The organism is Thalassospira sp. CH_XMU1448-2 (assembly GCF_037027285.1).
GTDB classification, from domain to species: domain Bacteria; phylum Pseudomonadota; class Alphaproteobacteria; order Rhodospirillales; family Thalassospiraceae; genus Thalassospira; species Thalassospira profundimaris_C.
The window spans coordinates 1,540,764-1,565,238 of the sequence record NZ_JAYMEA010000001.1; the positions used below are offsets into that span (position 1 = coordinate 1,540,764).

18 protein-coding genes are annotated in these 24,475 nt (G+C 53.7%); 15 read left to right on the plus strand and 3 right to left on the minus strand.

Annotated elements, in window-relative coordinates:
• Positions 1–92: 92 nt before the first annotated feature.
• From WA318_RS06935 to WA318_RS06970, 8 genes are all read left to right on the plus strand, one after another.
• A complete protein-coding gene (locus tag WA318_RS06935; RefSeq protein ID WP_336080399.1) occupies positions 93–1,340 on the plus strand; it encodes a helix-turn-helix domain-containing protein in 1,248 nt (415 codons plus the stop codon).
• A 179-nt stretch (positions 1,341–1,519) separates the two neighbouring features.
• Positions 1,520–2,644: a flavodoxin-dependent (E)-4-hydroxy-3-methylbut-2-enyl-diphosphate synthase gene (ispG, locus tag WA318_RS06940; RefSeq protein ID WP_114099155.1), complete on the plus strand. Its 1,125-nt coding sequence runs from the start codon at positions 1,520–1,522 to the stop codon at positions 2,642–2,644.
• Positions 2,645–2,773: 129 nt separating this feature from the next.
• Complete coding sequence (gene hisS / locus WA318_RS06945; protein ID WP_336080400.1) at positions 2,774–4,015, plus strand: histidine--tRNA ligase; 1,242 nt, start codon at positions 2,774–2,776, stop codon at positions 4,013–4,015.
• 7 nt (positions 4,016–4,022) lie between these two features.
• Positions 4,023–5,369, plus strand: coding sequence for a glutamyl-tRNA reductase (gene hemA / locus WA318_RS06950; protein ID WP_336080401.1), 1,347 nt, complete (start codon positions 4,023–4,025; stop codon positions 5,367–5,369).
• On the plus strand, positions 5,366–6,448 hold the full coding sequence (gene prfA / locus WA318_RS06955) for a peptide chain release factor 1 (RefSeq protein WP_114099158.1): 1,083 nt from the start codon (positions 5,366–5,368) through the stop codon (positions 6,446–6,448). The genes hemA and prfA overlap by 4 nt, the downstream gene beginning before the upstream one ends.
• 2 nt (positions 6,449–6,450) lie before the next feature.
• Entirely contained in the window at positions 6,451–7,353 is a 903-nt protein-coding gene (gene prmC / locus WA318_RS06960; protein WP_336080402.1) for a peptide chain release factor N(5)-glutamine methyltransferase, read from the plus strand.
• A gap of 291 nt (positions 7,354–7,644) precedes the next feature.
• Positions 7,645–8,436 carry a DUF4167 domain-containing protein gene (locus WA318_RS06965; protein ID WP_336080403.1) on the plus strand — a complete coding sequence of 264 codons (792 nt, stop codon included), beginning with the start codon at positions 7,645–7,647 and terminating at the stop codon, positions 8,434–8,436.
• Positions 8,437–8,702: 266 nt separating this feature from the next.
• Positions 8,703–10,292 (plus strand): type IV secretory system conjugative DNA transfer family protein, encoded by a 1,590-nt coding sequence (locus WA318_RS06970; RefSeq protein ID WP_114099161.1) that lies wholly within the window; start codon positions 8,703–8,705, stop codon positions 10,290–10,292.
• Between the two features lie 71 nt (positions 10,293–10,363).
• Here WA318_RS06970 and WA318_RS06975 read toward each other — a convergent pair whose 3' ends face one another.
• Positions 10,364–11,128 carry an MOSC domain-containing protein gene (locus tag WA318_RS06975; protein ID WP_336080404.1) on the minus strand — a complete coding sequence of 255 codons (765 nt, stop codon included), beginning with the start codon at positions 11,126–11,128 and terminating at the stop codon, positions 10,364–10,366.
• A 354-nt stretch (positions 11,129–11,482) separates the two neighbouring features.
• Here WA318_RS06975 and clpB point away from each other — a divergent pair, with 354 nt between their 5' ends.
• From clpB to WA318_RS06990, 3 genes are all read left to right on the plus strand, one after another.
• Positions 11,483–14,074, plus strand: coding sequence for an ATP-dependent chaperone ClpB (gene clpB / locus WA318_RS06980; RefSeq protein WP_336080405.1), 2,592 nt, complete (start codon positions 11,483–11,485; stop codon positions 14,072–14,074).
• A 212-nt stretch (positions 14,075–14,286) separates the two neighbouring features.
• Complete coding sequence (locus WA318_RS06985; RefSeq protein ID WP_336080406.1) at positions 14,287–15,351, plus strand: phospholipase D-like domain-containing protein; 1,065 nt, start codon at positions 14,287–14,289, stop codon at positions 15,349–15,351.
• 182 nt (positions 15,352–15,533) lie between these two features.
• Positions 15,534–16,262, plus strand: coding sequence for a DUF4197 domain-containing protein (locus WA318_RS06990; protein WP_336080407.1), 729 nt, complete (start codon positions 15,534–15,536; stop codon positions 16,260–16,262).
• On the opposite strand, the gene WA318_RS06995 is transcribed toward WA318_RS06990, so the two are convergent.
• Together WA318_RS06995 and WA318_RS07000 are read right to left on the minus strand one after the other, a co-directional pair.
• The gene (locus tag WA318_RS06995; protein WP_114099164.1) at positions 16,259–16,687 is read right to left on the minus strand and encodes an ATP-binding protein; all 429 of its coding nucleotides are present in this window, start codon (positions 16,685–16,687) and stop codon (positions 16,259–16,261) included. The two genes, WA318_RS06990 and WA318_RS06995, sit on opposite strands and share 4 nt — an antisense overlap.
• Positions 16,688–16,695: 8 nt before the next feature.
• Entirely contained in the window at positions 16,696–18,516 is a 1,821-nt protein-coding gene (locus tag WA318_RS07000) for an AMP-dependent synthetase/ligase (protein ID WP_336080408.1), read from the minus strand.
• Positions 18,517–19,003: 487 nt separating this feature from the next.
• Here WA318_RS07000 and WA318_RS07005 point away from each other — a divergent pair, with 487 nt between their 5' ends.
• The 4 genes from WA318_RS07005 (at position 19,004) to WA318_RS07020 (ending at position 24,463) form a co-directional block, all read left to right on the plus strand.
• Positions 19,004–20,779 carry a M3 family oligoendopeptidase gene (locus WA318_RS07005; RefSeq protein WP_336080409.1) on the plus strand — a complete coding sequence of 592 codons (1,776 nt, stop codon included), beginning with the start codon at positions 19,004–19,006 and terminating at the stop codon, positions 20,777–20,779.
• A gap of 1 nt (position 20,780) precedes the next feature.
• Positions 20,781–22,160: an ABC1 kinase family protein gene (locus tag WA318_RS07010; protein ID WP_336080410.1), complete on the plus strand. Its 1,380-nt coding sequence runs from the start codon at positions 20,781–20,783 to the stop codon at positions 22,158–22,160.
• Between the two features lie 715 nt (positions 22,161–22,875).
• Entirely contained in the window at positions 22,876–24,039 is a 1,164-nt protein-coding gene (locus WA318_RS07015; protein WP_336080411.1) for a Re/Si-specific NAD(P)(+) transhydrogenase subunit alpha, read from the plus strand.
• Positions 24,032–24,463, plus strand: a complete 432-nt coding sequence (locus tag WA318_RS07020; RefSeq protein ID WP_336080412.1) for an NAD(P) transhydrogenase subunit alpha — start codon at positions 24,032–24,034, stop codon at positions 24,461–24,463. Before WA318_RS07015 ends, WA318_RS07020 begins: the two co-directional genes overlap by 8 nt.
• Positions 24,464–24,475: the final 12 nt, after the last annotated feature.

Sequence of the window (24,475 nt, forward strand, 5' to 3'; positions counted from 1 at the left end):
TATCGCTTTTGGTGGGGTAGTCTGCTATTTTTATTGCTAGATCGTAACGTGGGGGTGCGGAGTTGGCGATCAAAAAGCGAAAGGAAGATCATTTGGATGATGAATCCCGTGAACGCCTGCGTTTCAGGCCTCTTTCAGGGGATATGCCATCAAATGATGTCGTGATGGACGCAGAGAATAATCAGTTCGGCGGTGGATCCGCCGACGTCGGAAGCCTGCTTAGGGCGACCCGTACAGGATTAGGGCAATCTGTCGAAGACGTTTGCCAGATGCTGCGTATTCGTAAAATTTATATCGAAGCCATCGAGAATGGTGACTATTCGGTTTTGCCAAATGGTCCCTATGGTCTTGGCTTCGTAAAGGCATATGCCGAGCATCTTGGCCTTGACGGGGCCGAAATGATCCGTCGTTTCCGTGAAGAAAGCAATGCGCCCGCGGTCCGCAGCGAATTGTCCTTCCCGAAACCGGTTCAGGAAAGCCGTGTGCCCGGTGGGGCCGTGCTGCTGATTGCGGTGATGCTGGGCCTTGGTGCCTATGGTGGATGGTACTATCTGTCGAGCCAGGGCAAAACCATTGCCGATCTTGTCGATCCGCTGCCAGAACGTCTGGCAAGCTATTCGACAATGGCAAATGAACAGTCCGAACCGCGTAATCTTGAAAATGCGGCAGAAGCAAGGGCTGCCGAGGCCGAGGTTCCTGTAACTTCACCGGCTGCTTCGGAGACTGCGGTGACGGGGGCATCTGATGCGCCGTTGGCCGCGACCGAAGAAACCGTTGCTCAGGAACCGGTTGTCGAACCGCAAGCTGCTCCTGCTGCTGAACTTGCCGAAACGAACGAGGCACCTGCACCGGTCGTTGCCGAGGAACCCGCCGCAGCCGAGCCGGTTGTGACGGAAACCGCCGAGGCACCGGAAGCAACACCTGCACCGGTTGCAACCCAGACAGCACCTGCTGCAACGCCAGCACCGGCACCTGCGGCACCAAGTGCCGAAGTTGCATCGGTTCCGGCCGCGCCGGACGTTGATGATGCCGGTGGTGCCCGTGTGTTTGGTGCCGTCAATGTTGATAGCCGGGTGACGATTTCAGCGGTTGAAACCAGCTGGGTTCGCATCCGCGAAGCAGATGGAAATGTTCTTCTGACCCGGATGCTGACAGCTGGAGACACCTACAAGGTGCCGAATCGTGACGGTTTGAAACTTGAAGTCGGGAATGCCGGTGCGCTGACATACAGCATCGACGGTGCCGAGGCCAAACCGGTCGGCAATTATGGCGCAGTGATCTCTGATTTCTCGCTTGATGTTGACGATCTGTCGGCCATTGGACAGACAACCGTTCAGTAGGTTTTTCGCCAGCAAGACTGCACTCGGAACCGAATAAATGCAAAAGGCGGCCCCAAGGGTCGCCTTTTTCGTGTCAGATATGCGAAATCTGGCTGAAAATCTGTCAGGCAACGGTTTCTAATCTGTGTCTGATAAGCTATATACACCCCCAAGACATCTTGAACATTTTGGAACCGGAAATGAGCGTCCGCCCATATCGCGATATTGAACGCCGCCAAAGCCGCAAAATCCGTGTTGGTAATGTGGAAGTTGGTGGAGATGCACCGATCTCTGTGCAGTCGATGACCAATACCCTGACCACCGATGTGAACGCGACAGTTGCGCAGATCCTTCGTCTGGAAGAAGCCGGTGCGGATATCGTTCGTGTATCCTGCCCGGATCAGGAGTCAACGGCGGCCCTGAAAGACATCATCAAACAGGTGCATGTCCCGATCGTTGCCGATATCCATTTCCATTACAAACGTGCCATCGAGGCTGCAGAAGCCGGTGCGGCCTGTCTTCGTATCAATCCGGGTAATATCGGATCGACCGAGCGTGTGCGCGAAGTCGTCAAGGCCGCCAAGGATCATGGCTGTTCGATGCGTATTGGTGTGAATGCCGGGTCGCTTGAGAAGGAGCTTCTGGAACGCTATGGCGAACCATGCCCGGAAGCCATGGTCGAAAGCGCGCTTAATCACGCCAAAATTCTTGAAGATCAGGATTTCCGCGAATTCAAGATTTCTGTCAAGGCATCGGATGTGTTCCTGGCGGTTGCCGCCTATTACGGCCTTGCCGAGGCATGTGACTATCCGCTGCATCTTGGCATTACCGAGGCCGGTGGTCTGCGTGGTGGTACGGTCAAATCATCCATCGGCATGGGGAACCTTCTTTGGGCGGGGATTGGCGACACGCTGCGTGTATCGCTTTCGGCTGATCCGGTTGAGGAAATCCATGTCGGGTTTGATATCCTGAAATCGCTTGGTCTGCGGACCCGTGGCGTTCAGATTATTTCCTGTCCGTCATGTGCACGACAGGGCTTTAACGTGGTTGATACCGTGGCCGAGCTTGAAAAGCGTCTTGCCCATATCTCGACCCCGATTTCGCTATCTATCATTGGCTGTATCGTCAATGGTCCGGGCGAAGCCCGCGAGACCGATATCGGTCTGACCGGCGGTGGTGGTGGAAATCACAAGATGTATATCTCAGGCCGTCCCGATCATAATATCAGCACCGAAAAGATGGTCGACCACATCGTCGAACTGGTCGAGGAACGTGCTGCCAAGATCGAAGCCGAAGAAGCTGCAAAACAGACTGCAGCGGAATAGCAACGCTGTATTGATCAATTTTGGCTTTCCGCTACATCGGCGGAAAGCTATTTTCATGTTCACATGAATTTGCGCATGCTGGATTTTTAGCGCAAATATCTGGAATTCAAGTTAGATCGGAGACCCAAAGTGGCATCGCTTCAACCCGTCCGTGGTACGCACGACCTTCTGCCAGAACAGAACCGTCTGCAAGATTACATCGCGAATACTGCACGCGAAATCGGCGAGTTGTATGGCTACCATCGCATGACCACGCCGATCTTTGAATTTACCGAGGTCTTTGCCCGTACCCTTGGTGATACGTCCGACGTTGTGACCAAGGAAATGTACACCTTTGAAGATCGCGGCGGCGAACAGATCACCTTGCGTCCCGAAGGAACAGCAGGCATTGCGCGTGCCTATATCTCAAACGGCATGCAGCAGATGTCGCCGGTCAAGGTCAGCTATTATGGCCCGATGTTTCGCTATGAACGTCCGCAGAAAGGCCGTCAGCGCCAGTTCCACCAGATCGGTGCCGAGCTTCTTGGCGTTGAACAGGTTGCCGGCGATATCGAGATGATTGGCTATGGTGCGCATATCCTTAAACGCCTTGGTCTTTGGGACGATATCACGCTTGAACTCAATACCCTTGGTGATCCCGAAAGCCGTGCGGTCTATCGCGATGTGCTGGTCGAATATTTCAAGGGCCATTTTGACAAGCTGTCCGAAGACAGCCGGGCGCGTCTTGAAAAGAACCCGCTGCGTATTCTTGATTCCAAGGATGAAGGCGACCGTGAACTGGTGGCAAATGCGCCGTTGTTCTCGGAGTATCTGAATGAGCACAGCAAGGAATTCTTCAAGGGCCTGACCGGTGGTCTGGGTGATATCGGGATCGGCTATGAGCTGAACCCGCGTCTGGTGCGTGGTCTGGATTACTATTGCCACACCTGCTTTGAATTCACCACCAACACCCTTGGCGCACAGGGCACGGTGATGGCCGGTGGCCGTTATGATGGTCTGATTTCGACCATGGGCGGTCCGCAGACTGCCGGTGTTGGCTGGGCCGCGGGTGTTGAACGTCTCGCCCTTATGGTCGGTGAAGCACCGGCGGGCGCACGCCCGGTTGCCCTGATCCCGATGGGGGATGCCGCCGAGGCAAAATGTCGCACGCTGGCCCAGACCCTGCGTGAAGCAGGTATTGCGGTCGAGCTTGGCTATTCCGGAAATATGAAGAAACGCATGAAGCGCGCCGACAAGGCAAATGCCAGCCGTGCTGTCATCCTTGGTGATGATGAACTGGCCAAGGGTGTCGCCCAGTTGCGTGATCTTGATAGCGGCGAGCAGCAGGAAGTTGCGCTTGATCAGCTTGCGGATGTGATCGGCAAAAAGTGAGAGCGGTGTGACAGACGGACCAACGCATGAGGATGCCGGAGATTGGCCGCTTGATCGCCTGATGGTGATCGGCACCAATCATCGGCGCTCAAGCGAGGATACCAGAGACCGTCTGTTCATCGACGAAGCCCGCCTGCCACAGTTTCTTGCCGCAATCGAGCAAGCCCGACTGGGGCAGGCCGTTGTCGTTTCAACCTGCAACCGTACCGAGGTTCATCTTCTGGCGTCCGAGGCCGAACGGGGTCGTGAACGTCTGATTGATCTGATGTCGCTTTGGGGCGATATCGACCGCGACCAGCTGGCAAGCGAACTTTATATCCGGTCCGGTCGTGATGCGCTTCGCCACATGTTTGCTGTGGCGGCGTCGCTTGACAGTCTGGTGATTGGTGAGCCCGAAGTCTTCGGGCAGGTCAAGGATGCGCATCGCATTGCGCGCAAGCATGATCTTGTCGGGCGTGAGCTGGAGCTGGTCTATCAGACCGCCTATGCGATTGCCAAAAAGGTCAGAAGCCAGACCGGTATCGGGCAGGGAGCGGTATCCATCGCCGCCGCAGCGCAATCTGTTGCCAGGGATCTGCATGGTGACCTTAGGGATTGCACGCTGTTGCTCGCCGGGGCCGGGGATATGGGTGAACTGATCGCCGCATCGCTTGCCGAGCGCGGTATTGGTCGCATTCTTGTGACAGACCGCCTGACCGCAAGGGCACGTTTGGTGGCGCGCAGGCTTGATTGCCACTGGTCGGAAATGGATGATCTTGACCGGCTTCTGGCCGAGGCTGATCTGGTTCTGACCGCTGGCGGGTCGCGGCGCTACATGATCGACAAGGAACGCGCGCATGCGGCGGTCAAACGCCGCCGGTTCCGTCCGGTGCTGATGATCGATACCGCCGTTCCCGGTGATATCGATCCGCAGGTTGATGAAATTGATGAAGTGTTCTTTTACCGGATCGAGGATCTGGAAAAGATCGCGGCCGAGGGCCGTGGCGGACGCGAGGAAAAGGCTGATGAAGCCTGGACGCTGATTGAAGCCGAACTTGACGGTTTTGTCCGCGACCGGGCCCAGCGTGCAGCAGTGCCAGCGATTGCCGATTTGCGCAGGCGGTTCGAAGCCGTGCGCGAAGATGCGCTGCGCGAAAGTCATGGTGATGCAGAAAAGGCGACCCGATTGCTGATCAATCGTCTTTTGCATACACCGACCCAGGCCCTGAAAGATTTGGCGACGACAACAGACGGTGCAGGCACCGTGGAATGGGTGAAAGCCCAGAAACTGTTGGCGCGTCTGTTTGAACTTGATGATAAACCGCTTGCCGGTCATACCGACCCGGGCGATCCCGAACAGGAGAATAAAGAGTGAGTTTGGACCTTGGTAAACTTGAAGGCGTTGTACGCCGGTTCGACGAACTCAATGCGCTTCTTTCCAGTGGCGAACTGGATGGCGACGGCTTTGCCAAAATGTCGCGTGAACATGCGGAACTGGCGCCGGTGGTTGAGGCGATTGACGCCTATAAGCGTCTTTTAAGCAATCTTGAAGAGGCCGAGGAAATTCTGGCCGATACGTCCGGTGATCGCGAGATGCGCGAAATGGCCGAAGTCGAGAAATATGAAATTCTCGAAAAGCTTCCTGATGCCGAACGTCAGATGAAGCTGATGCTGATCCCGAAAGACAGCGCAGACACCAAAAACGCCATTCTTGAAATTCGTGCGGGGACGGGCGGCGAGGAAGCAGCCCTGTTTGCCGCCGATCTTTACCGCATGTATCAGCGTTATGCCGAAAACCGCGGCTGGAAGTTCGAACAGATGGATGCCAGCGAAAATGATCTTGGCGGGTTTAAGGAAGTCATCGTCAACGTATCGGGCACCGACGTCTTTGCGCGTTTGAAGTTCGAAAGTGGCGTGCATCGCGTTCAGCGTGTTCCGGTGACCGAGGGCGGCGGGCGTATCCACACATCTGCCGCCACCGTTGCTGTTCTGCCCGAGGCCGAGGAAGTCGATATCCGCATCGATCCAAAAGATCTGCGTATTGATACCTATCGATCCCAGGGGGCTGGTGGTCAGCACGTTAACACCACCGATAGTGCAGTGCGCATCACCCATATTCCGACTGGTGTTGTCGCGGCCAGCCAGGAAGCAAAATCGCAGCACAAGAACAAGGAAAAAGCGATGAAGATGCTGCTTTCGCGCCTGTATGATCAGGAACGTGAAAGCAAGGACAGCGCGCGTGCGGCTGACCGTAAATCACAGGTCGGTTCGGGGGATCGTTCGGAACGTATCCGCACCTATAACTTCCCGCAGGGTCGTGTTTCGGATCATCGTATTAACCTCACACTTTATCGTCTTGATGACTTCATTGCGGGTGGTCCGTCGGTGGATGAAATGATTGATGCCCTGATTGCCGAAGAACAGGCCCAGAAACTGGCCGAGATCGAAGGGTAAGCATGTCAGTGCAAACTGCATCAACACTTGGTGGTCTGATGGCTGAGGGCGTTACAGCTCTTGATGCTGCGGGGATCGAGAATGCCCGGATGGATGCGCGCATTTTACTTGCACGTGCCGCCGGTGTTGATGGTGGTCGCATTTCGGCATGGCCCGAAGACGAAGTATCGGACTCAAAAGCCGCGATTTTTCGCGATATGATTGCGCGTCGCATCGGTCATGAACCGGTCGGGCGGATTTTGGGTGAACGTGATTTCTGGCGGCATACCTTTAAACTCGCGCCTGATACACTTGAACCGCGACCCGATAGCGAAACGCTTGTCGAATGGGCAATTGATTTCCTTGAAGATAACGACGCGCCACGGATCGTTGATTTCGGGACCGGGACAGGATGTTTGTTGTTGTCCGCTGTTGGTGATCTTCCCGGGGCAACCGGGATCGGGCTTGATATCAGCGAAGGGGCGGTTGCCTGTGCGCAGGAAAATGCCAAAGCCCTTGATCTGGACAGCCAGGTCGTATTTCGGGTCTCGGATTGGGATAGTGCCCTTGATGACTGCGAGCGCGCCGAGGGATTTGATCTTGTGATGTCCAATCCGCCCTATATCACACAGGCGGAAATGGAAACGCTGTCACCCGAAGTTCGGAAGTTTGATCCACGTCGCGCACTGACGGACGAAGGTGACGGATTGGCGGCCTATCGGGTGTTGTCACAGGTGGCATTTGATCTGGCCAGGCCCGGCGGGTTTGTGATCTTCGAAATTGGACGCGGGCAGGAAAAGGACGTCGGCCAGCTGCTGGTCGAGGCCGGATTTGTTGGTGTGGAATATCGTGAAGACCTTGGCGGAATTGTTCGCTGCGTGGCAGCAAAGAAAACCCGTTGTTCCGTCGGGCGGTGCGTAATCTGAGTTTTGCGTCGCTGTGATGTAAAAAAAGCGATTGGCAATGAAAAAAACAGTTGGAATAACAGATCAAGCCATATAGGTTGGTTTTAACGGGCCGGGTGCCCGACGCGCTTATGAAAGCGCCGTGTTCCCCAGTAAACAGTCAACAATCTCCGTTCCTTTGATGGTTCTCGGCAGGTTTGTGTAGTTGCCGTTTGACCGGTGCTGTTTAGCGGGAAATATGTTTTTCAGACGGAGTGGTTCCGGGGCCGATGATGCCACCGGATTGTCCTTCAACACCAAAGTCATGTTGATATGAGAAATAACAATAAACGTCCGCGCGGACGGCAACAGTCTAACAAACGTCCAGTTAATCCAAAATTCCAGAATTTTGACAGTAATGGACCGGATGGTCGTGTTCGCGGAAACGCGCAGCAGGTCTATGAAAAATACATTTCGCTCGCCAAGGATTGCACCGACGATCCTGTACTTGCGGAAAACTTCTATCAGCACGCTGAACATTACCACCGCATTCTTCAGGCGGCTCAGGAATGGGAAAACCAGCGTCGCGAAGAGCGTGGCGGCGATAACCGCCCGCGCAATAACCGCGGAAACCGCGATGATCGTACAGATGACCAGTCCGGTCAGAGTGACGATGCGCAGACTGAAAACACCGAGAGTGCAGACAACATGTCTGATGATAACGGTGTAGACCAGTCCGACGGCGAAACCACGGCAAGCGAAAACACTGACACTGCATCCGCAGATGATGGTGAAGACAAGCCGAGACGCAACCCGCGTACACGCCGTACCGATGGTCGCGCGACCGGTCGTGGTCGCCCGCGCAAATCCGAAAGCGGTGATGCGGTTGCTGCCGACAGCACCCCGGCCCCGGCGGCAGATGCCGCTGTTGATGATGCACCTGCTGGTGCCGACACGGCAGAGCAGGGTGACGACGGTGAAAAGAAACCGCGTCGCGCATCAAGTGCAACTTCGCGTACGCGTGGTCGTCATCCGACCGCACGCCGCGGACGCAGCCGTGCTGCCGGTCGTGATGATGAAGAAGCCGTTTCTTCGGACGAGGGATCGGAGCCGGTATCGGCCTGATCGCGTCATATCGCTCGTCTCAACATGACAAACACCCCTGCAGGTCAATGACTTGCAGGGGTGTTGTCGTTTCAGGTGCATTTTGCCAGATCGACGGGCGGTTTTACCGGTCAAACCTGTAAAACAATAAAGCGGAATATAACGTGCAACCGCTGATTAATGTTGATATCAGTTTATGAAAATCACAAATACTTCCGTGAGGTTGTTGTCAGCTTGTCGTGTTTGATCATGACCATCGGAAAACGCGTTTAATCGGGGAGTTTTTGATGGGGGCTGGGTTATTTCGGGTCGTCATGGTGCTGTTATGGGCGCTGGGCGGGATGATCATCGCTCTGGGACTGTTTAACGGCGACTATGAGTTAGCCCTGCTTGGGGGTGTTTGTTTCATTATCCCGATGTTCCTGCCGCTGGTTATCATGGCGGTTAACCGGGCAAGTCACCCGTCGCCAAAGTCCAAGAAATCGCTTTCTCCGGCCCAGGCTGCCAAGATCAAGGCCGAGGGGCAATGGGCCAAGCGCGAAGACCTTACCGCGCGTAAACTTCTTGAAAACAACCCGCCCTTTGTTCTGGGTCGCTGGGGTGACGAGAAACGGTTGATTGGTGCAGCCGGTTTAAAGCGTGTTTTGACATTTTCAACCACACCCGATGAATATTACCGCGCATCGGCAGAACCCAATGCGCTTTTGCATACAGGCAATCTGTTTGTATATGAGCGTTTCGGCAGCATCTATCGCGCGACACATGATCGTCGCAGCAAGATGGGTCAAAAACTCATTGTGCTTGATCCCCACGGGCAAAGCGGGACGAAAACACACCAGTTCAATCCGTTCGATTTCATCCGCCAGCAGGGCGAGGGTATGATCACCGATACCGGATTGATCGCAGATACGCTTCTGGCGCCGATGTTCGTACAGGAACTTGATGAACAGGAAGTCAGGATTGCCCGCACCCTGTTGCAGGGCTTTATCGTCTATACGATCCAGAAAAGCCTGAAAGAAGACCGCAATCTGGGCGAGGTGCGCCGGAACCTGATCATGCCATCGCACCGGTTCTATAAAATTCTTGAAGAACTGATGGGAATTGATTCCGCAGATGGCCGGATATCCGAGGTCGCGCTTAATATTCTTGATATGACCGAAGACCAGCGGATGAAAATCATCGAGGCGTGCCGGAATGCAACTGCCGAGTTTGATCATCCGCAAATCTCCCGACTGCTCAGTGCCAGCAGCTTTACAACAGAAGACATCACTTCCGGTGCAGTTTCAATCTATGTGATCGGGCAACTGGGCGGGGAAAACCCGGACGTGCAGCCATCCTTTAGCCGTGTAATGCTCGCCGGGTTGATGAATATGATCAATCAGCGGGGATGGAAATCCGGTGACCCGGAGTTCCTTGTCCTGCTTGACGGGGTTGAGCGGGTTGGCCGTATGCCGTTGTTCGAACGCCTTCTGGGGGGCGGATATGGTGATGGAATGGTTGTCTGGCCGGGCTTTAGCGGTGTCAGCGGCCTGATGGATGTGTGTCTTAACTGGGAGAATGTTGTTGGACGGGTTGACGCCATTTCGGTGCTGAGTCAGGAAGGGGCCTTTAACCTTGATTGGGTTTCCGGTCTGACTGCGATGTCGCGCTTTGATGATACCGGTGGCGGGGCCGACACGACGCGTCCTGTTCATCTGCGTCCACAGGATAATCAACCCATTCTGAAATCTGCCGAGGTCGCGCGTTTCCCCAAGGAAGAACAGATTTTATTCCGTAAGGGATGCCCGCCCATTCGTGCCTATCGGATAGACTGGTATCATGATGACATGTTTGCCGGGCTGGCGGTACATGCGCCAACCTTCGATGCGGATAACTGATTTCGAGCAGACCTAAAGATCATCTTGCCGGATATGCCCCGGCAAGCATGATGTCAATATGGTCAAGCGGCTCAGTCGATGGTGATTGCGTTGCCAGGTGTCAGGGTAACGTCTTCCATGGCTTCGACATAAACGCCCATATACAGATGGTTCACACCCTTACGCAGCATCAGCGGGACATTGATGTCGGAAACTGCTGTGTCGGGATTGACGCTTGTAGCCTTGCACCGCGTGATCGGATGAATGAAGCGGAAGGACGCGCCATTGATCTTGATGATCTGGCCTTCTTCCCACTCCAGTTCTTTCCATGGGTCAAGCCCGTCAATCAGAAGATTGCCACGAAACCGCATCGGATCGACATCTGCCTGCACGATGCGGGTACCGAAATCACGGATCGATGCAAGATTGAGGATCGAAATATAGGGTTCCTTCATGTCACCGAACTGGGTGTCGGGCGCTGAATAGATTTTCGGGGTGCCCGCGACGTCATTTTTCAGGAACGCCTTGAGGAAATCCTCAATCACGGTGCGTCCCATGGCATCATCAAGCTTGCCCTTGCAGATCGCACGGCCATTGCGAAGAATGGTCAGGGTGCAGGTGCTTTCATCATATTCGGTGCCAAGCTCGGTAAGCTTGGGCGTATTGACCAGCTGCAGGAAGTTGCTTTTGCGGGCCCATTCCTGCACGCCGTCCTGCCCCAGAGATGACTGGGTGCCAATGACGAACCGACGGTCATCGGTAATCATTTTATGAGCCGTAATTGTTGCGCTTGGCATATCGATGCCGCGCAGTCCCTTTACCGGGTAACGTTTGATGGCTTTGAGCTCGACCGTCATGTTCTTTGTTCCTGTCTGGCGCTTTGACATGCGGGTAAGTCGGGGGCGTGATGCATGCCATAAACGGTGACGTTAATTCGTTGTTTTGCCAAGAGCAACCCCGGACAATCATGTATCTTTCAGAGTGGTTCGATGATTGCTGGAATAATGTCAGATTTCAGTGCTGCGGCGCACAATTAATTCTTGCAACTTTTGTAGGGGTATATGGTTGCAAACGTGCAAGGGTGATACATATCAATGTTGTCGCTGTTGAAATAATCTATAATTTTAGAATTCGGCAATGACGCCAAGGCCGTGGATGCTTCCAAGAAGGTCCACATCGTTTAAATACTGTTGGCTCAAGGAGTGACAGGAATGGAATTTGAAAAGTTTACGGACCGGTCCAAAGGGTTTTTGCAGTCCGCGCAATCGCTTGCGCTGCGCGAAAATCATCAGCAATTTGTCCCGATCCATCTTCTGAAAGTGCTGCTTGATGACGAAGAAGGTCTGGCAGCCAATCTGATCAAGGCAGCCGGCGGCAAGCCCAAGCTTGCCCAGGAGCGTTGCGCACAGGAACTGGCGAAATTGCCAAAGGTTTCCGGTGGCAATGGTCAGATTTATCTCTCGTCGGAATTTGCCCGACTGATTGATCAGGCTCAGGAAGTCGCCAAAAAAGCCGGTGACAGTTATGTCACGGCTGAACGGCTGCTGCTGACCATTGCCCTTGATCCGAAATCAACCGCGGGCAAGGTTCTGGCTGATGCCGGTGTCACGGCGCAAAGCCTTAATGGGGCGATCAATGACATTCGCAAGGGCCGGACAGCTGATAGTGCCGGTGCGGAAAGCCAATATGACGCGCTTAAGAAATATGCCCGTGACCTGACCGAGGCCGCGCGTGAAGGCAAACTTGATCCGGTGATTGGCCGTGACGAGGAAATCCGTCGCGCGATTCAGGTCCTGTCGCGCCGGACCAAGAACAACCCGGTGATGATCGGTGAACCCGGCGTTGGTAAAACCGCCATTGCCGAAGGTCTGGCATTGCGCATCGTCAAGGGTGACGTACCCGAAACGCTCAAGGACAAGAAACTTTTGTCGCTTGACCTTGGTGCGCTGATTGCCGGTGCCAAGTTCCGTGGCGAGTTTGAAGAACGTCTTAAAGCCGTTCTGAGCGAAATTGAATCCGAAGCAGGTCAGGTCATTCTGTTCATTGACGAGCTGCATACGCTTGTGGGGGCCGGCAAGGCCGAAGGGTCGATGGATGCATCAAACCTTCTTAAACCGGCACTGGCACGAGGCGAGCTGCATTGCGTCGGTGCGACCACTTTGGACGAATATCGTCAGCATATCGAAAAGGATGCGGCACTGGCCCGGCGTTTCCAGCCGGTCTTTGTCTCGGAACCGTCGGTAAGCGACACGGTATCGATCCTGCGTGGCATCAAGGACAAATACGAACTTCATCACGGGGTCCGGATTGCCGATGCGGCGCTGGTGGCCGCAGCAACGCTTTCGAACCGCTACATCACGGATCGCTTCCTGCCTGACAAGGCGATTGACCTGATGGATGAGGCATCATCGCGTCTGCGGATGGAACTTGATTCCAAACCCGAAGAAATCGATGAACTCGATCGCCGGATCATCCAGCTCAAGATTGAACGCGAAGCACTGAAGAAAGAAGACGACAGTGCGTCAAAAGATCGTCTTGGCCGTCTGGAAAAGGAACTGACCGAGCTTGAAGGCAAATCGACCCTTCTGACCGCGAAATGGGAAGCGCAAAAAACCGAACTGGCGGCATCAACCCAGATCAAGGAACAGCTTGATCAGGCACGCAGCGAACTTGAACGCGCCATGCGTGATGGCAAGCTCGAACGCGCCGGTCAGCTTCAGTATGAAGAAATCCCAGCTCTTGAACGCTTGCTTGAAAAGGCCGAGGAAGATCAGGCTGACGGCATGAAGGAAGAGGCGGTTACGGAAAAGCACATCGCATCCATCGTGTCGCGCTGGACGGGTATTCCGGTCGACAAGATGCTTGAAGGTGAACGCGAAAAGCTTCTGGAAATGGAAGACACCCTGCGCAAGCGGGTTGTCGGACAGGATGAAGCTGTTCGTTCGATCTCGAATGCGGTTCGTCGTGCCCGTGCGGGGCTTCAGGATCCAAACCGACCGATTGGTTCGTTCCTGTTTCTTGGTCCGACTGGCGTTGGCAAGACCGAGCTTACCAAGGCGCTTGCGCAGTTCCTGTTTGATGATGAACAGGCCATGGTGCGGATTGATATGTCCGAATTCATGGAGAAACATGCAGTCGCCCGTCTGATCGGTGCACCTCCGGGATATGTTGGCTATGAAGAAGGTGGTTCACTGACCGAGGCAGTTCGTCGTCGTCCATATCAGGTTGTGCTGTTTGACGAAGTCGAAAAGGCACACCCGGATGTGTTCAACGTCCTGCTTCAGGTTCTTGATGAAGGTCGTCTGACCGACGGACAGGGCCGGGTTGTCGATTTCCGCAATACCCTGATCATTCTGACCTCCAACCTGGGAGGCGAGATTCTTGCCAATCAGCAGCCGGGGCATGACAGCGGCGAAGTCCGCAATCAGGTCATGGAAATCGTCCGGGCATCATTCCGTCCGGAATTCCTGAACCGTCTGGACGAAACCATTCTGTTCCATCGTCTGGCCCGTGAGCAGATGGGCAAGATTGTGGATATTCAGCTGGGCCGTCTTGAGAAGCTTCTGTTTGATCGCAAGATCGAACTCAAGCTTGATGATGCCGCCAAGGACTGGCTGGCCGAAAAGGGTTATGATCCGGTCTATGGGGCGCGTCCGCTCAAACGCGTTATTCAACGCTACCTGCAGAACCCGCTGGCAATGCAGATCCTTGAAGGCGGGATCAAGGACGGGGATACCGTTCCGGTCTCGACAGAGGGAAATGATCTTTTGCTGAATGGCAAAAAGGTCGAGATTGTCGATTAAAAATCGAAAGCATCACAACAGCCAAAACGAGAACCCCGGTTGAGAAAGCCGGGGTTTTCTTTTGCATTGTCCCGGACTGCCGGAATTCGGACATTTTGATGAAATTCACACTGGTCGCTGGATTGCTGACTGGATCATGGATATGTAATATTCTCTGGGTTGAATTTATTTGATTGTATGTTTGTTTTGGTTGCGCGGTGAGAGGACCAGATATGGCGATGAAAGTCGGAAATGTGGAATTCTACAATGGCCCTCATACGCTGGGTGCGCCGGACAATCTGGAAGATGTCATTGTCGAATTCATCAATGGAGCGACAAAACGTCTGGAAATCGCCGTCCAGGAACTTGAAAGTCGGCCTATTGCCGAGGCGATCATTAGAGCGCGACAAAATCGGGTTCGGGTAAAACTGGTTGTTGAGCAAAGCTATCTGCGCAGCTCGACGATCAAGCCCGAGCCATTTGAACCTGGCGGAAAGAATGAGCCGAACCGTGTCATTCACGATGCAATATTACGGTCAAATATCGACGTAAAGGTTGACTTCAATTCCAGCATTTTCCATCAAAAATTTATCATTCGTGATGGCCAATCTGTTTTGACCGGCAGTACGAATTTTACACCGACAGGAACGCACAAAAACCTTAATCATGTTGTGATCCTGCATGACAAGAAAATCGCTTTAACCTATGCCCGGGAATTTCGGGAAATTCAGCAAGGGCATTTTGGCAAGCGGAATGAAGGGCATGACGCCAAGCCAACCTATGAAACTGTTTCAGGCATTCCGATAAAGATCGCCTTCGCACCGGATCACAATCCGGAAATGGAAATCATGAAGCAGATGATGAAGGCACGATCGCGGATCGATTTTGCCATTTTCACGTTTTCGAAATCATCGGGTATTGATGACACGATGTTGCGTCTCATTGAGATGGGGATGCCGATCCGCGGTGCGCTTGATTACAGTCAGGGGGTGAATGCCTGGGCACCAACAAAGGATCTGGTCGCCGCAGGTGGTGACCTATATGGCGTAAAAAAAAGCAGTAAACTCGGCAAGCTGCATCACAAGCTGATGGTGCTTGATGATCAGGTCGTGATTGCCGGTTCCTTTAATTACACCGGTCCAGCCAACCAGCTGAATGATGAAAACATTATCGTTATTGGTGCATTTGACCCGCAATCGGATGCGCAACGTGAAGCGCAGTCCCAAATAGCGCTATTCGCAAGGCGCGAAATTGACCGGATAATTGCAGAACATGGAACCGCCTTGTCTGACGGCTAAAACATCAGAGATGCGATTTTTCTGACGGGAAATGATTTTCAGGGACATTGGTTGTCTTGTTCAAGTCACTATTTGTTGTCACCATCTGGTTTCTTGAGGGTAACACAGGTTGGGACGAACGAATGTTGGCTAAAAAATTCAGGATACCTGCAGTCTCTGCAGTCGTTTGTATGGTCGTCGGTATGGCCTCTTTGGCCAATGCCCAGTCCTTTTTTGATAAGGCAAAGCAGACCCTTGGCGAGGCGCTGAATTCATCTGGCGCTACGAGCTCCTCAGGCAGCAGCAGTTCTGCGATATCGGCTCTTTCGTCAGACACGGTCGAGCAGGGGCTTAAGCAGGCGCTTGATATGGGGGTGGAACTGGTGACCGAGCAGCTTGGTGCCACAGACGGGTTTAATGCCGATCCGGTCGCCCATATTCCGCTTCCTGAAAGTGTCAAAAGTGCGCAGAAACTTCTGAGCGCTGCCGGTCTTGGCAGCTATGCCGACGAGATTGAATTGCGTATGAACCGCGCGGCTGAGCAAACCATGACCGATGCTGGTGACATTCTGGTCAAGGCGATCAGCCAGATGACGGTTGCCGATGCAAAGGGTATCCTTGAGGGGCCAGATGATGCGGCGACCAGTTATCTGCGCCGTGTGGGGGGATCGGATATTGAAGGCCGTTTGCGTCCGGTGATTACCGATGCACTTTCTGATACCGGGGCGCTGTCGCTGTATGACCAGATGGTCGGGCAATATGACACATTGCCGTTTGTACCGGATCTGAAAGCGTCGCTAACCGATCATGCGACGGAAAAGGCGATGGACGGATTGTTCCATTACATCGCCCTGCGAGAGGCAGATATCCGCTCTGATCCGGCCCGCTGGACAACTGATATCCTCAAAAGGGTTTTCTCGGCGGCAAACTAGCGATATGCGGCGGGAAGGTCTTCCCAGCGATCACGCATATCGGCAAACGTTTCGTCAGGAACCTGATGGATGCTGCCAAACCGGCCATGGCATTCAACGATTTGAAGCGGAACGCCAAGATGTTCGGCCATATCGATATAGGCCTTCATTTCCCAGAAACGGGTGAAGGTGTTCGATACGACGACATTCTTGCCTTCCTTAAGGGCTTCCTGGCATTTGGCTTCGCATTTGGCGTGGGTTTTTGTGAGTCGACGGATATCGAACTCGTAGAAACCCTGCCGATCTACCATGAACATATCGGCTTCAAGATGAACAGCACCTGTTGCCGATGCCAGATTCCTTGCCAATGTTGATTTCCCTGATCCGGGTAACCCACGGATCAGGGTCAGAGTCTGGTTATGTTGGTGTTCTTTAGTCTTGGGCATTTGGTCGGTTACTGCCCCTGGCGCTTGCGCTGATAGAGTCCGTCAAGTTGCTTGCCATACGCCTCGCGGATTTTATGCCGACGGATTTTCATGGATGGCGTAAGCATCTCGTTATCGATGGTAAACGGGGCCTCGGCAAACATGAAGCTTCGGACCTTTTCAATCGTCGACAGGCGCGTATTGACCCGATCAATTGCCTCGCGGAAGACTTTGCGGAAGTCATCATTTTTAGACAATTCTTCGATGGTGTTGGTAATCGAATTGTCGCGGGCAAATTCGCGCATGAAGTCTTCTTCTGGCCAGATCACAGCAACCAGATAAGGCAAGGCATCGCCATATACCATGGCCTGTGAAATTTCGGTTTCCAGAGTCATCAGGCCTTCGATCCGCTGCGGCGAGATGTTGTCGCCGCCGGAATTGACAATGATGTCCTTCTTGCGGTCGGTGATCATCAGGCTGCCTTCTTCGTCAAACGTGCCGATGTCGCCTGTATGAAGCCATCCGTCAATGATGGTGGCTGCGGTGACTTCGGGCAGGTTCCAGTAGCCCTTCATCATGCTTTCGCCGCGCATCAGGATTTCGCCATCTTCGGCAATCTTGACTTCGGCACCAACCATGGGCGGGCCAACAGTACGCAGCTTGTTGTTTTCTGCACGGTTACACGAAACCACCGGCGCAAATTCCGTCTGGCCATAGCCCTGAAGAATACGAATGCCGCACGATACAAACAGAACGCCCAGCTCATAGTTCAGCGGCCCTCCGCCTGAAACCATCGCCTTGATGCGACCACCGAAACGTTGACGCAATTTGCGGCGCAACAGCAACTCACATGCGAGATTCTGGAACTTCTCGATAAGGGTCAGGCGCTGCTTTTCATAGTTCTTGCGGCCAAGGCGCAATGTAAGTTCAAACAGTTTCTGTTTGAAGCCGCCTTCCTTTTCGACCATGCGGCTCATACGCTGATAAAGCATCTCGTAAAGACGCGGCACAGCGGTCATGATGGTCGGGCGGACTTCGGCAAGGTTGGCTGCAAGCTTGTCAAGGCTTTCGGCGTAATAGATCTGGGCACCAATACTGATCGGGAAATAAAGCCCGGCTGTATGCTCATAGGAATGCGACAGCGGCAGGAAGGACAGGAAGATTTCGTTGTTGATGCCAAGGGTTTCGATAATGTCAAAGGCACCCATGCAGTTTGAAATGATCGCCCCGTGGCTGAGCATCACGCCCTTGGGGGATCCACCGGTGCCCGACGTATAAATCAGGCAGGCAAGATCATCTCGCTTGATGCCCGAAACCCAGCCATCAATATCATCGGAAAGACCACGGCCCTTGGCAATGAGGTCATCCCAGCGTGAAATGGTGATATCACCGACAAAGCTTTGCCCCCATTCTTCCATCATGATGGCATGACGGCAGCGCCCGCTATCAAGGGCAGCATGCAGGAAGGGCTGGGCAAGTTTCTTGGTCGAGATGATGGCAATTGCCGCACCACTGTCTTCGATCGCGTGCAGATGGTCGCGCTCGGTATTGGTGGTATAGGCCGGGACCGTCATTGCACCGACGCACATGATGGCAAGGTCGGCAATGCCCCATTCGGTGCGGTTTTCGGACACAAGCAACACCCGGTCACCGGCACGCACGCCAATATCATAAAGCGCGCGGGCAAGGGCGCGGACCTGATCGGCGGCCTCAAGCCAGGTGGTGGGCGCAAATTCACCGGTTTCGCTGCTTTTGGTCCAAAGGAACGGTGCGTCACCGTATTTTTTGGCCTGAGCGAAAAACATCGAGGGCAAGTTTTGCCAGTCGGCATAATCCTGCAAGCTCGTCATGACATTTCCTTGCCTGGTTATCTTTTCCCGTGGTCGGACAATCTTGGTGTTGCCCTGATCTGGTGTGTTCTATTCAAATCGTTCACATCCGGTCAGATGCAATCGTGCTGAATTTAAATGAACGTTCCAAGACAATTTTGTTATCAGGGATTGCATCATTTCGCAGCCGGAAAATGACAATTCTGGTCCCTGCGGCGTTGCTTTTGCCAAAGAATATTGAATTTCTAACGAAATTTTCACGCAATCGTTCCGTCAATGACGCGTTCTGAACACAATGACCCGACAACTTTATCGTGGTTTGCGGTTGTTCAGTATGGCGGTGGCGATATGATCAAACTCATTGCATGCAAGCCTATCTGCATTCAGGACTGGTGATATGGCATCAAGCAGCTATATATCGGTATCGGGAGCTGATTGCGCGACATGAGGGATCATGTTTGTGCAAACCGGGGCGAAAGCAAGAGATTAGAGACTGTCTGGAGGACAAATGAACGCGATCAACAAGAATTTGCCGACCTGGGATCTGACGGATCTCTATAACGATCCAAAAGACCCCGCAATCCGGCGCGATCTTGATGATGCCAAAAGCCGGTCGCAAGCGTTTCAGCAAAGCTATCAGGGCAAGCTGAACGATCTTTCCGGTGATGAATTGGCTGCGGCAATTGCCGAATACGAAGCCATCAGCGAAATTTGCGGCAAGATCGGCTCCTTTGCGCAGCTTCTTTATGCAGGTGACAGTGCCGATGCGGCCATCGGCCAGTTCTATCAGTCCGTTCAGGAAGAAATGACGGCTATTTCAAGCCTGTCACTGTTCTTCGGGCTTGAACTGAACCGGATCGAGGATGCCGTTCTTGATGCCAAATATGATCAGAGTGCCGACCTGCGCCGTTACCGTCCGTGGCTGAATGAAAACCGTGCGTTCCGTCCGCACCAGCTTTCAGACGAGGTCGAGCAGGTTCTTCACGAACGTCGCGTTGCCGGGGCAAGCGCATGGGTGCGTCTGTTTGACCAGACCATGGCTGATCTGCGCTTCCCGATTGATGGCAATGACCTGACCATGTCGGACGCGTCGAACATGCTGTCCTCGACCAGGGTGGAAGACCGCAAAAAGGCCGCCAAGGCAATCGGTGACGTTCTGGGCAAGAATATCAAGCTTCTGGCGCACATCACCAATACCCTTGCCAAGGACAAGGAAATTGATGATCGCCTGCGCAAGTTTGCAACACCGGTTTCCTCGCGCAACCTGTCCAACCAGGTTGAGGACGAAGTTGTGAGCGCCCTGAATACTGCCGTTAAAAACAGCCATGCCGATCTGTCGCATCGTTACTATCGCCTCAAGGCGAAATGGTTCGGTGTCGATCAGCTTGATTACTGGGACCGCAATGCGCCGCTTCCTGACGATGATGATCGTCAGATCGAATGGGAAACGGCGCGTTCGACCGTTCTTAGGGCCTATGGCGAATTTTCACCGGAACTGGCAGAGGTTGGTCAGAAATTCTTTGATAATCCCTGGATCGATGTGCCGCCGCGTGCTGGCAAGTCATCGGGGGCCTTTGCCCATCCGACCGTTCCGTCCGCGCATCCCTATTTGCTGTTGAACTATCACGGCAAAACGCGTGACGTGATGACCCTTGCCCATGAGCTGGGCCATGGCGTGCATCAGGTTCTGGCGGGCGAGCATGGCTATTTCCTGTCCGATACGCCGCTTACCCTTGCTGAAACCGCATCGGTCTTTGGTGAAATGCTGACCTTCCAGTCGATGCTGCGTTCGGAAGCCGATCCGAAGATGAAACGCATTATGCTCGCAGGCAAGGTTGAGGATATGCTCAATACCGTCGTGCGCCAGATCGCGTTCTTCGAGTTTGAAAAACGTGTTCATGACAAGCGTCGCGAAGGTGAATTGACCGTCGATGAGATCTGCGACATCTGGATTGCCGTACAGCATGAAAGTCTGGGCGATGCCATCCGGTATGAGGACGAGTACAAATATTACTGGTCATACATTCCGCATTTCATTCATTCGCCATTCTATGTGTATGCCTATGCCTTTGGCGATTGCCTCGTGAACTCGCTTTACGATGTTTACGAGAACGCCGAAGACGGCTTCCAGCAGAAGTATCTAGATATGCTCAAAGCTGGCGGCACCAAGCATCACAAGGAACTTCTGGCACCGTTCGGACTTGATGCATCTGACCCGGCCTTCTGGCAACGTGGTCTGAACATGATCAAGCGTATGATCGACGAGCTGGAGGAGCTTTCCTAATATGAGTGCTAACGACGATGATTTTACCGTCCCATCCGAAGAAAACAGGTTTGGCGGGCGGGTTCGTCGTTATGCAAGGGTGGGGGCGTCGGCCAGCAAGCTGGCCGCGCGCCTTGCCACCGGAAAGGTCTTCGGCGGCCAAATCGATCATGCGAAATACGCTGCCGAACTGACCGCGGCGCTCGGCGGGCTTAAGGGGCCGCTGATGAAGGTCGCCCAAATCCTCTCGACCATCCCCGATGCCCTGCCGCGTGAATATAGCCAGGCGCTGGCATCTCTTCAGGCAGACGCGCCCAGCATGGGCTGGCTGTTTGTCAAACGCCGGATGCGCAGCGAACTGGGGGCCGGATGGCAATCAAACTTCACCGAATTCAGCCGCGATGCGGTCGCAGCCGCCTCATTGGGGCAGGTCCATAAGGCCGTCTTGCCTGATGGTCGGGATGTTGCCTGCAAACTGCAATATCCCGATATGTCTGCAACTGTTGAGGCCGATCTGAAACAGCTGCGTGCCGCCTTTGCGATCTATAAGCGCTATGACAGTGCGATTGATGCCGGCAACATTCAGGACGAACTGACAGCGCGTCTGCGTGAAGAGCTTGATTATGCCCGCGAAGCCAAGCACATGCGCCTGTATGGCCACATGCTGGCCGGGGAAAATGCCATACATGTGCCTGAACCCGTGGACGAGCTAACCACCAGCCGGCTTTTGACCATGACCTGGCAAACCGGCCAGAAATTCCAGAAATTCCTTGATAGCGACCCGGATCAGGATGCGCGTAATGCGGTTGCCCTTAATATGTTCCGGGCCTGGTATGTGCCGTTTTACCGATACGGCGTGATCCATGGTGATCCGCATCTGGGCAATTACACATTACGCGATGACCTTTCGGTCAATCTTCTTGATTTTGGCTGTATCCGCATTTTTAAACCCGGTTTCGTCAATGCCGTGATTACGCTTTATGAAGCGCTTCGCGACAAGGACGAGGAAAAGGCGGTGAGTGCTTATGAAAGCTGGGGCTTTGAGGCGCCATCACGCGAACTGATTGATGTGCTTAATATCTGGGCCAGCTTTGTTTATGGCCCGATCCTTGATGACCGCGAACGCAAGATGGGTGAAACCAATTCGGTTGCCTACGGCGCAGAAGTTGCCGCCAAGGTCCATCAGGAACTTCGTCGGGTTGGCGGGGTCAAACCGCCGCGTGAATTTGTTCTGGTTGATCGTGCCGCCGTCGGGCTTGGTGCGGTGTTCCTGCGCCTTGATGCCCATGTGAACTGGTATCGCCTGTTCCATGATCTGGTGGGGGATTTTGATGTTTCTGAACTGGAGACCCGTCAGAATGAGGCGCTTGAATTGATCGGTCTGGACCGCCCGGACGCCTGATAACCGGAATTCTGATCTGGCGATTCGACTTTTTTGACACCGGAATCGGGTTTGATTTTACCTGTTTCAAGGGTGCGTAGCGGTCGTTTCAGGCAAAAACAGCATCGCATTTCCAAAAAGTCGCGAAGTTTTTTCGCGAACTTTTTCCTGTTCCATACGTTTCCATATCTGTGCCGCGCAGGCGATTAATACAGACTTCTGCGTTTATTTGTAAGATAATGTTCACTTACTGCGTGGGGTATAAATAGGGGAAACTGCCGTAAATCAACGATCTATTACTTGCCGGTCAGGACAAGGACCTGTTCCGTGGTGGAAATAAAATGTGCGAATTTCCGCACATAGATCATTTTTGAATTTTTTAATCGAAATGTAGTTAAACTGATTTTTTGTTGGTTTTTGATATTGAGGTTGTTGGTGGGAAATCGCATCTTGCTTTCAACGCAGACATGGCGGGGCGTCATTGATTGTTTGTCCTGAGCACCAATGGCGGGTGGGACCTGACATGTCACCAAGGCTTTATGCCTCGGAATGCGTGGTGGGAAAGTGGGCGGTTTCTTCTGCATTTGCTGGAAGAACCGCCTTTTTTCTTTCCGGGCAAGGGTGCCGGTAGCCGGGATCAAACGAGATGCGTGATGACATTTCGAAACCGGTTACTTCGCAATAAAAACAAGAATTACCGTGCTTACCAAAACATTAGGGAAGGAGGTCTAACGCGATGAAACTGGCCGTTCCAAAGGAAATATGGCCCGGAGAGAAGCGCGTTGCCGTCACACCAGAGACAGTCAAGAAGCTGAAGTCTTTGGGGTTCGACGTTGCAATTGAGGCTGGTGCCGGAATTGACGCCGCCATACCGGATGATCGCTTTGTCGATGCCGGTGCAACTATTGCCAAAACGATGAAAACCACCGTGAAGGATGCCGATGTCATCTTCAAGGTGCGCCCACCTGTCATTGACGGCAAAACCAATGAATTGACGGCCTATAAAAAGGGGGCGGCGGTTGTCGCCCTGCTGGAGCCATATGATCGCAAGGAGCTGATCGAGGCGATGGCGCAGGCCGGTGTGGATGGATATTCCATGGAACTGATGCCGCGTATTTCGCGTGCGCAGTCGATGGATGTGCTGTCCTCGCAATCCAACCTTGCCGGATATCGCGCCGTTCTGGATGCTGCCCATGAATTTGGCCGCATTTACCCGATGATGATGACCGCTGCGGGTACTTTGGCACCGGCACGTGTTGTCGTGGTTGGGGCCGGTGTTGCAGGGCTTCAGGCCATTGCAACCGCCAAGCGTCTTGGTGCCGTTGTTTCGGCATTTGATGTGCGCCCGGCGGTCAAGGAACAGGTTCAATCCCTTGGCGGGACCTTTATCGAAGTCGAAGACGACAGTGCATCTGATGCAGAAACCTCTGGCGGATATGCCAAGGAAATGTCGGACGACTACAAAAAGAAACAGGCAGCCAAGCTTAAGGAAGTTCTGGCCAAAACCGATATCGTGATCACGACCGCCCTTATTCCCGGTCGTCCGGCCCCGGAAATTGTCACAGCCGACATGGTTGCAGGCATGAAGCCGGGTTCGGTGATCATTGACCTTGCGGCTGAACGCGGCGGCAACGTTGCCGGTGTGAAGCTTGGCGAAACGGTTATGACCGAAAATGGTGTCAAGCTGATCGGCCCTGCAAACATCACAAGCTCGGTCGCGACCGATGCAACCGCGATGTATGCCAAGAACCTTTTGAACTTCATCACCCTTTCTGTCGACAAGGACAAGGGCGCACTGGTGTTTAACGGCGAAGACCAGATCATTGCCGAAACCCGTCTGACCCATGACGGAAAGGTCGTACATCCGAAATTCGGCGGGGAGGAGGTCGCAAATGGCTGATCAATCCGTAGCCCAGAATGCAAATGAACTGCGCGATGCCGCCCTTGGTCTGGCGGAAAAGGCCGCAAAGCTTGCTGACAGTCTGGCAAGCGGTGCGTCCGACGCGGCAAACACCGCCGCGGTCGCGGTCCAGGGATCGGGTGTCAGCCCGACTGTCCTTGGCCTGACCGTGTTCGTACTGGCCTGCTTTGTTGGCTATTACGTCGTGTGGAAAGTCACCCCGGCCCTTCATTCACCTCTGATGGCGGTTACCAACGCCATTTCGTCGGTGATTATTGTCGGTGCGCTTCTTGCAGCAGGCCCGGTGGAGATGAACTTCTCCAAGATGATGGGCTTCATCGCGGTGGTGTTGGCGTCGATCAACATCTTTGGCGGCTTCATCGTTGCCCAGCGCATGCTGCATATGTTCAAGAAAAAGAAGTAGGGGGAACACACA

Excerpts from the sequence above, each read along its gene's own strand:
- WA318_RS07015 (WP_336080411.1), top strand. The coding sequence starts at position 22,876 with ATGAAACTGGCCGTTCCAAAGGAAATATGGCCCGGAGAGAAGCGCGTT.
- WA318_RS07000 (WP_336080408.1), bottom strand. The coding sequence starts at position 18,516 with ATGACGAGCTTGCAGGATTATGCCGACTGGCAAAACTTGCCCTCGATG.
- WA318_RS07005 (WP_336080409.1), top strand. The coding sequence starts at position 19,004 with ATGAACGCGATCAACAAGAATTTGCCGACCTGGGATCTGACGGATCTC.
- ispG (WP_114099155.1), top strand. The coding sequence starts at position 1,520 with ATGAGCGTCCGCCCATATCGCGATATTGAACGCCGCCAAAGCCGCAAA.
- clpB (WP_336080405.1), top strand. The coding sequence starts at position 11,483 with ATGGAATTTGAAAAGTTTACGGACCGGTCCAAAGGGTTTTTGCAGTCC.
- WA318_RS06965 (WP_336080403.1), top strand. The coding sequence starts at position 7,645 with ATGAGAAATAACAATAAACGTCCGCGCGGACGGCAACAGTCTAACAAA.
- WA318_RS07010 (WP_336080410.1), top strand. The coding sequence starts at position 20,781 with ATGAGTGCTAACGACGATGATTTTACCGTCCCATCCGAAGAAAACAGG.
- prmC (WP_336080402.1), top strand. The coding sequence starts at position 6,451 with ATGTCAGTGCAAACTGCATCAACACTTGGTGGTCTGATGGCTGAGGGC.
- WA318_RS07020 (WP_336080412.1), top strand. The coding sequence starts at position 24,032 with ATGGCTGATCAATCCGTAGCCCAGAATGCAAATGAACTGCGCGATGCC.
- WA318_RS06970 (WP_114099161.1), top strand. The coding sequence starts at position 8,703 with ATGGGGGCTGGGTTATTTCGGGTCGTCATGGTGCTGTTATGGGCGCTG.
- WA318_RS06995 (WP_114099164.1), bottom strand. The coding sequence starts at position 16,687 with ATGCCCAAGACTAAAGAACACCAACATAACCAGACTCTGACCCTGATC.
- WA318_RS06975 (WP_336080404.1), bottom strand. The coding sequence starts at position 11,128 with ATGACGGTCGAGCTCAAAGCCATCAAACGTTACCCGGTAAAGGGACTG.
- WA318_RS06985 (WP_336080406.1), top strand. The coding sequence starts at position 14,287 with ATGGCGATGAAAGTCGGAAATGTGGAATTCTACAATGGCCCTCATACG.
- WA318_RS06990 (WP_336080407.1), top strand. The coding sequence starts at position 15,534 with ATGGCCTCTTTGGCCAATGCCCAGTCCTTTTTTGATAAGGCAAAGCAG.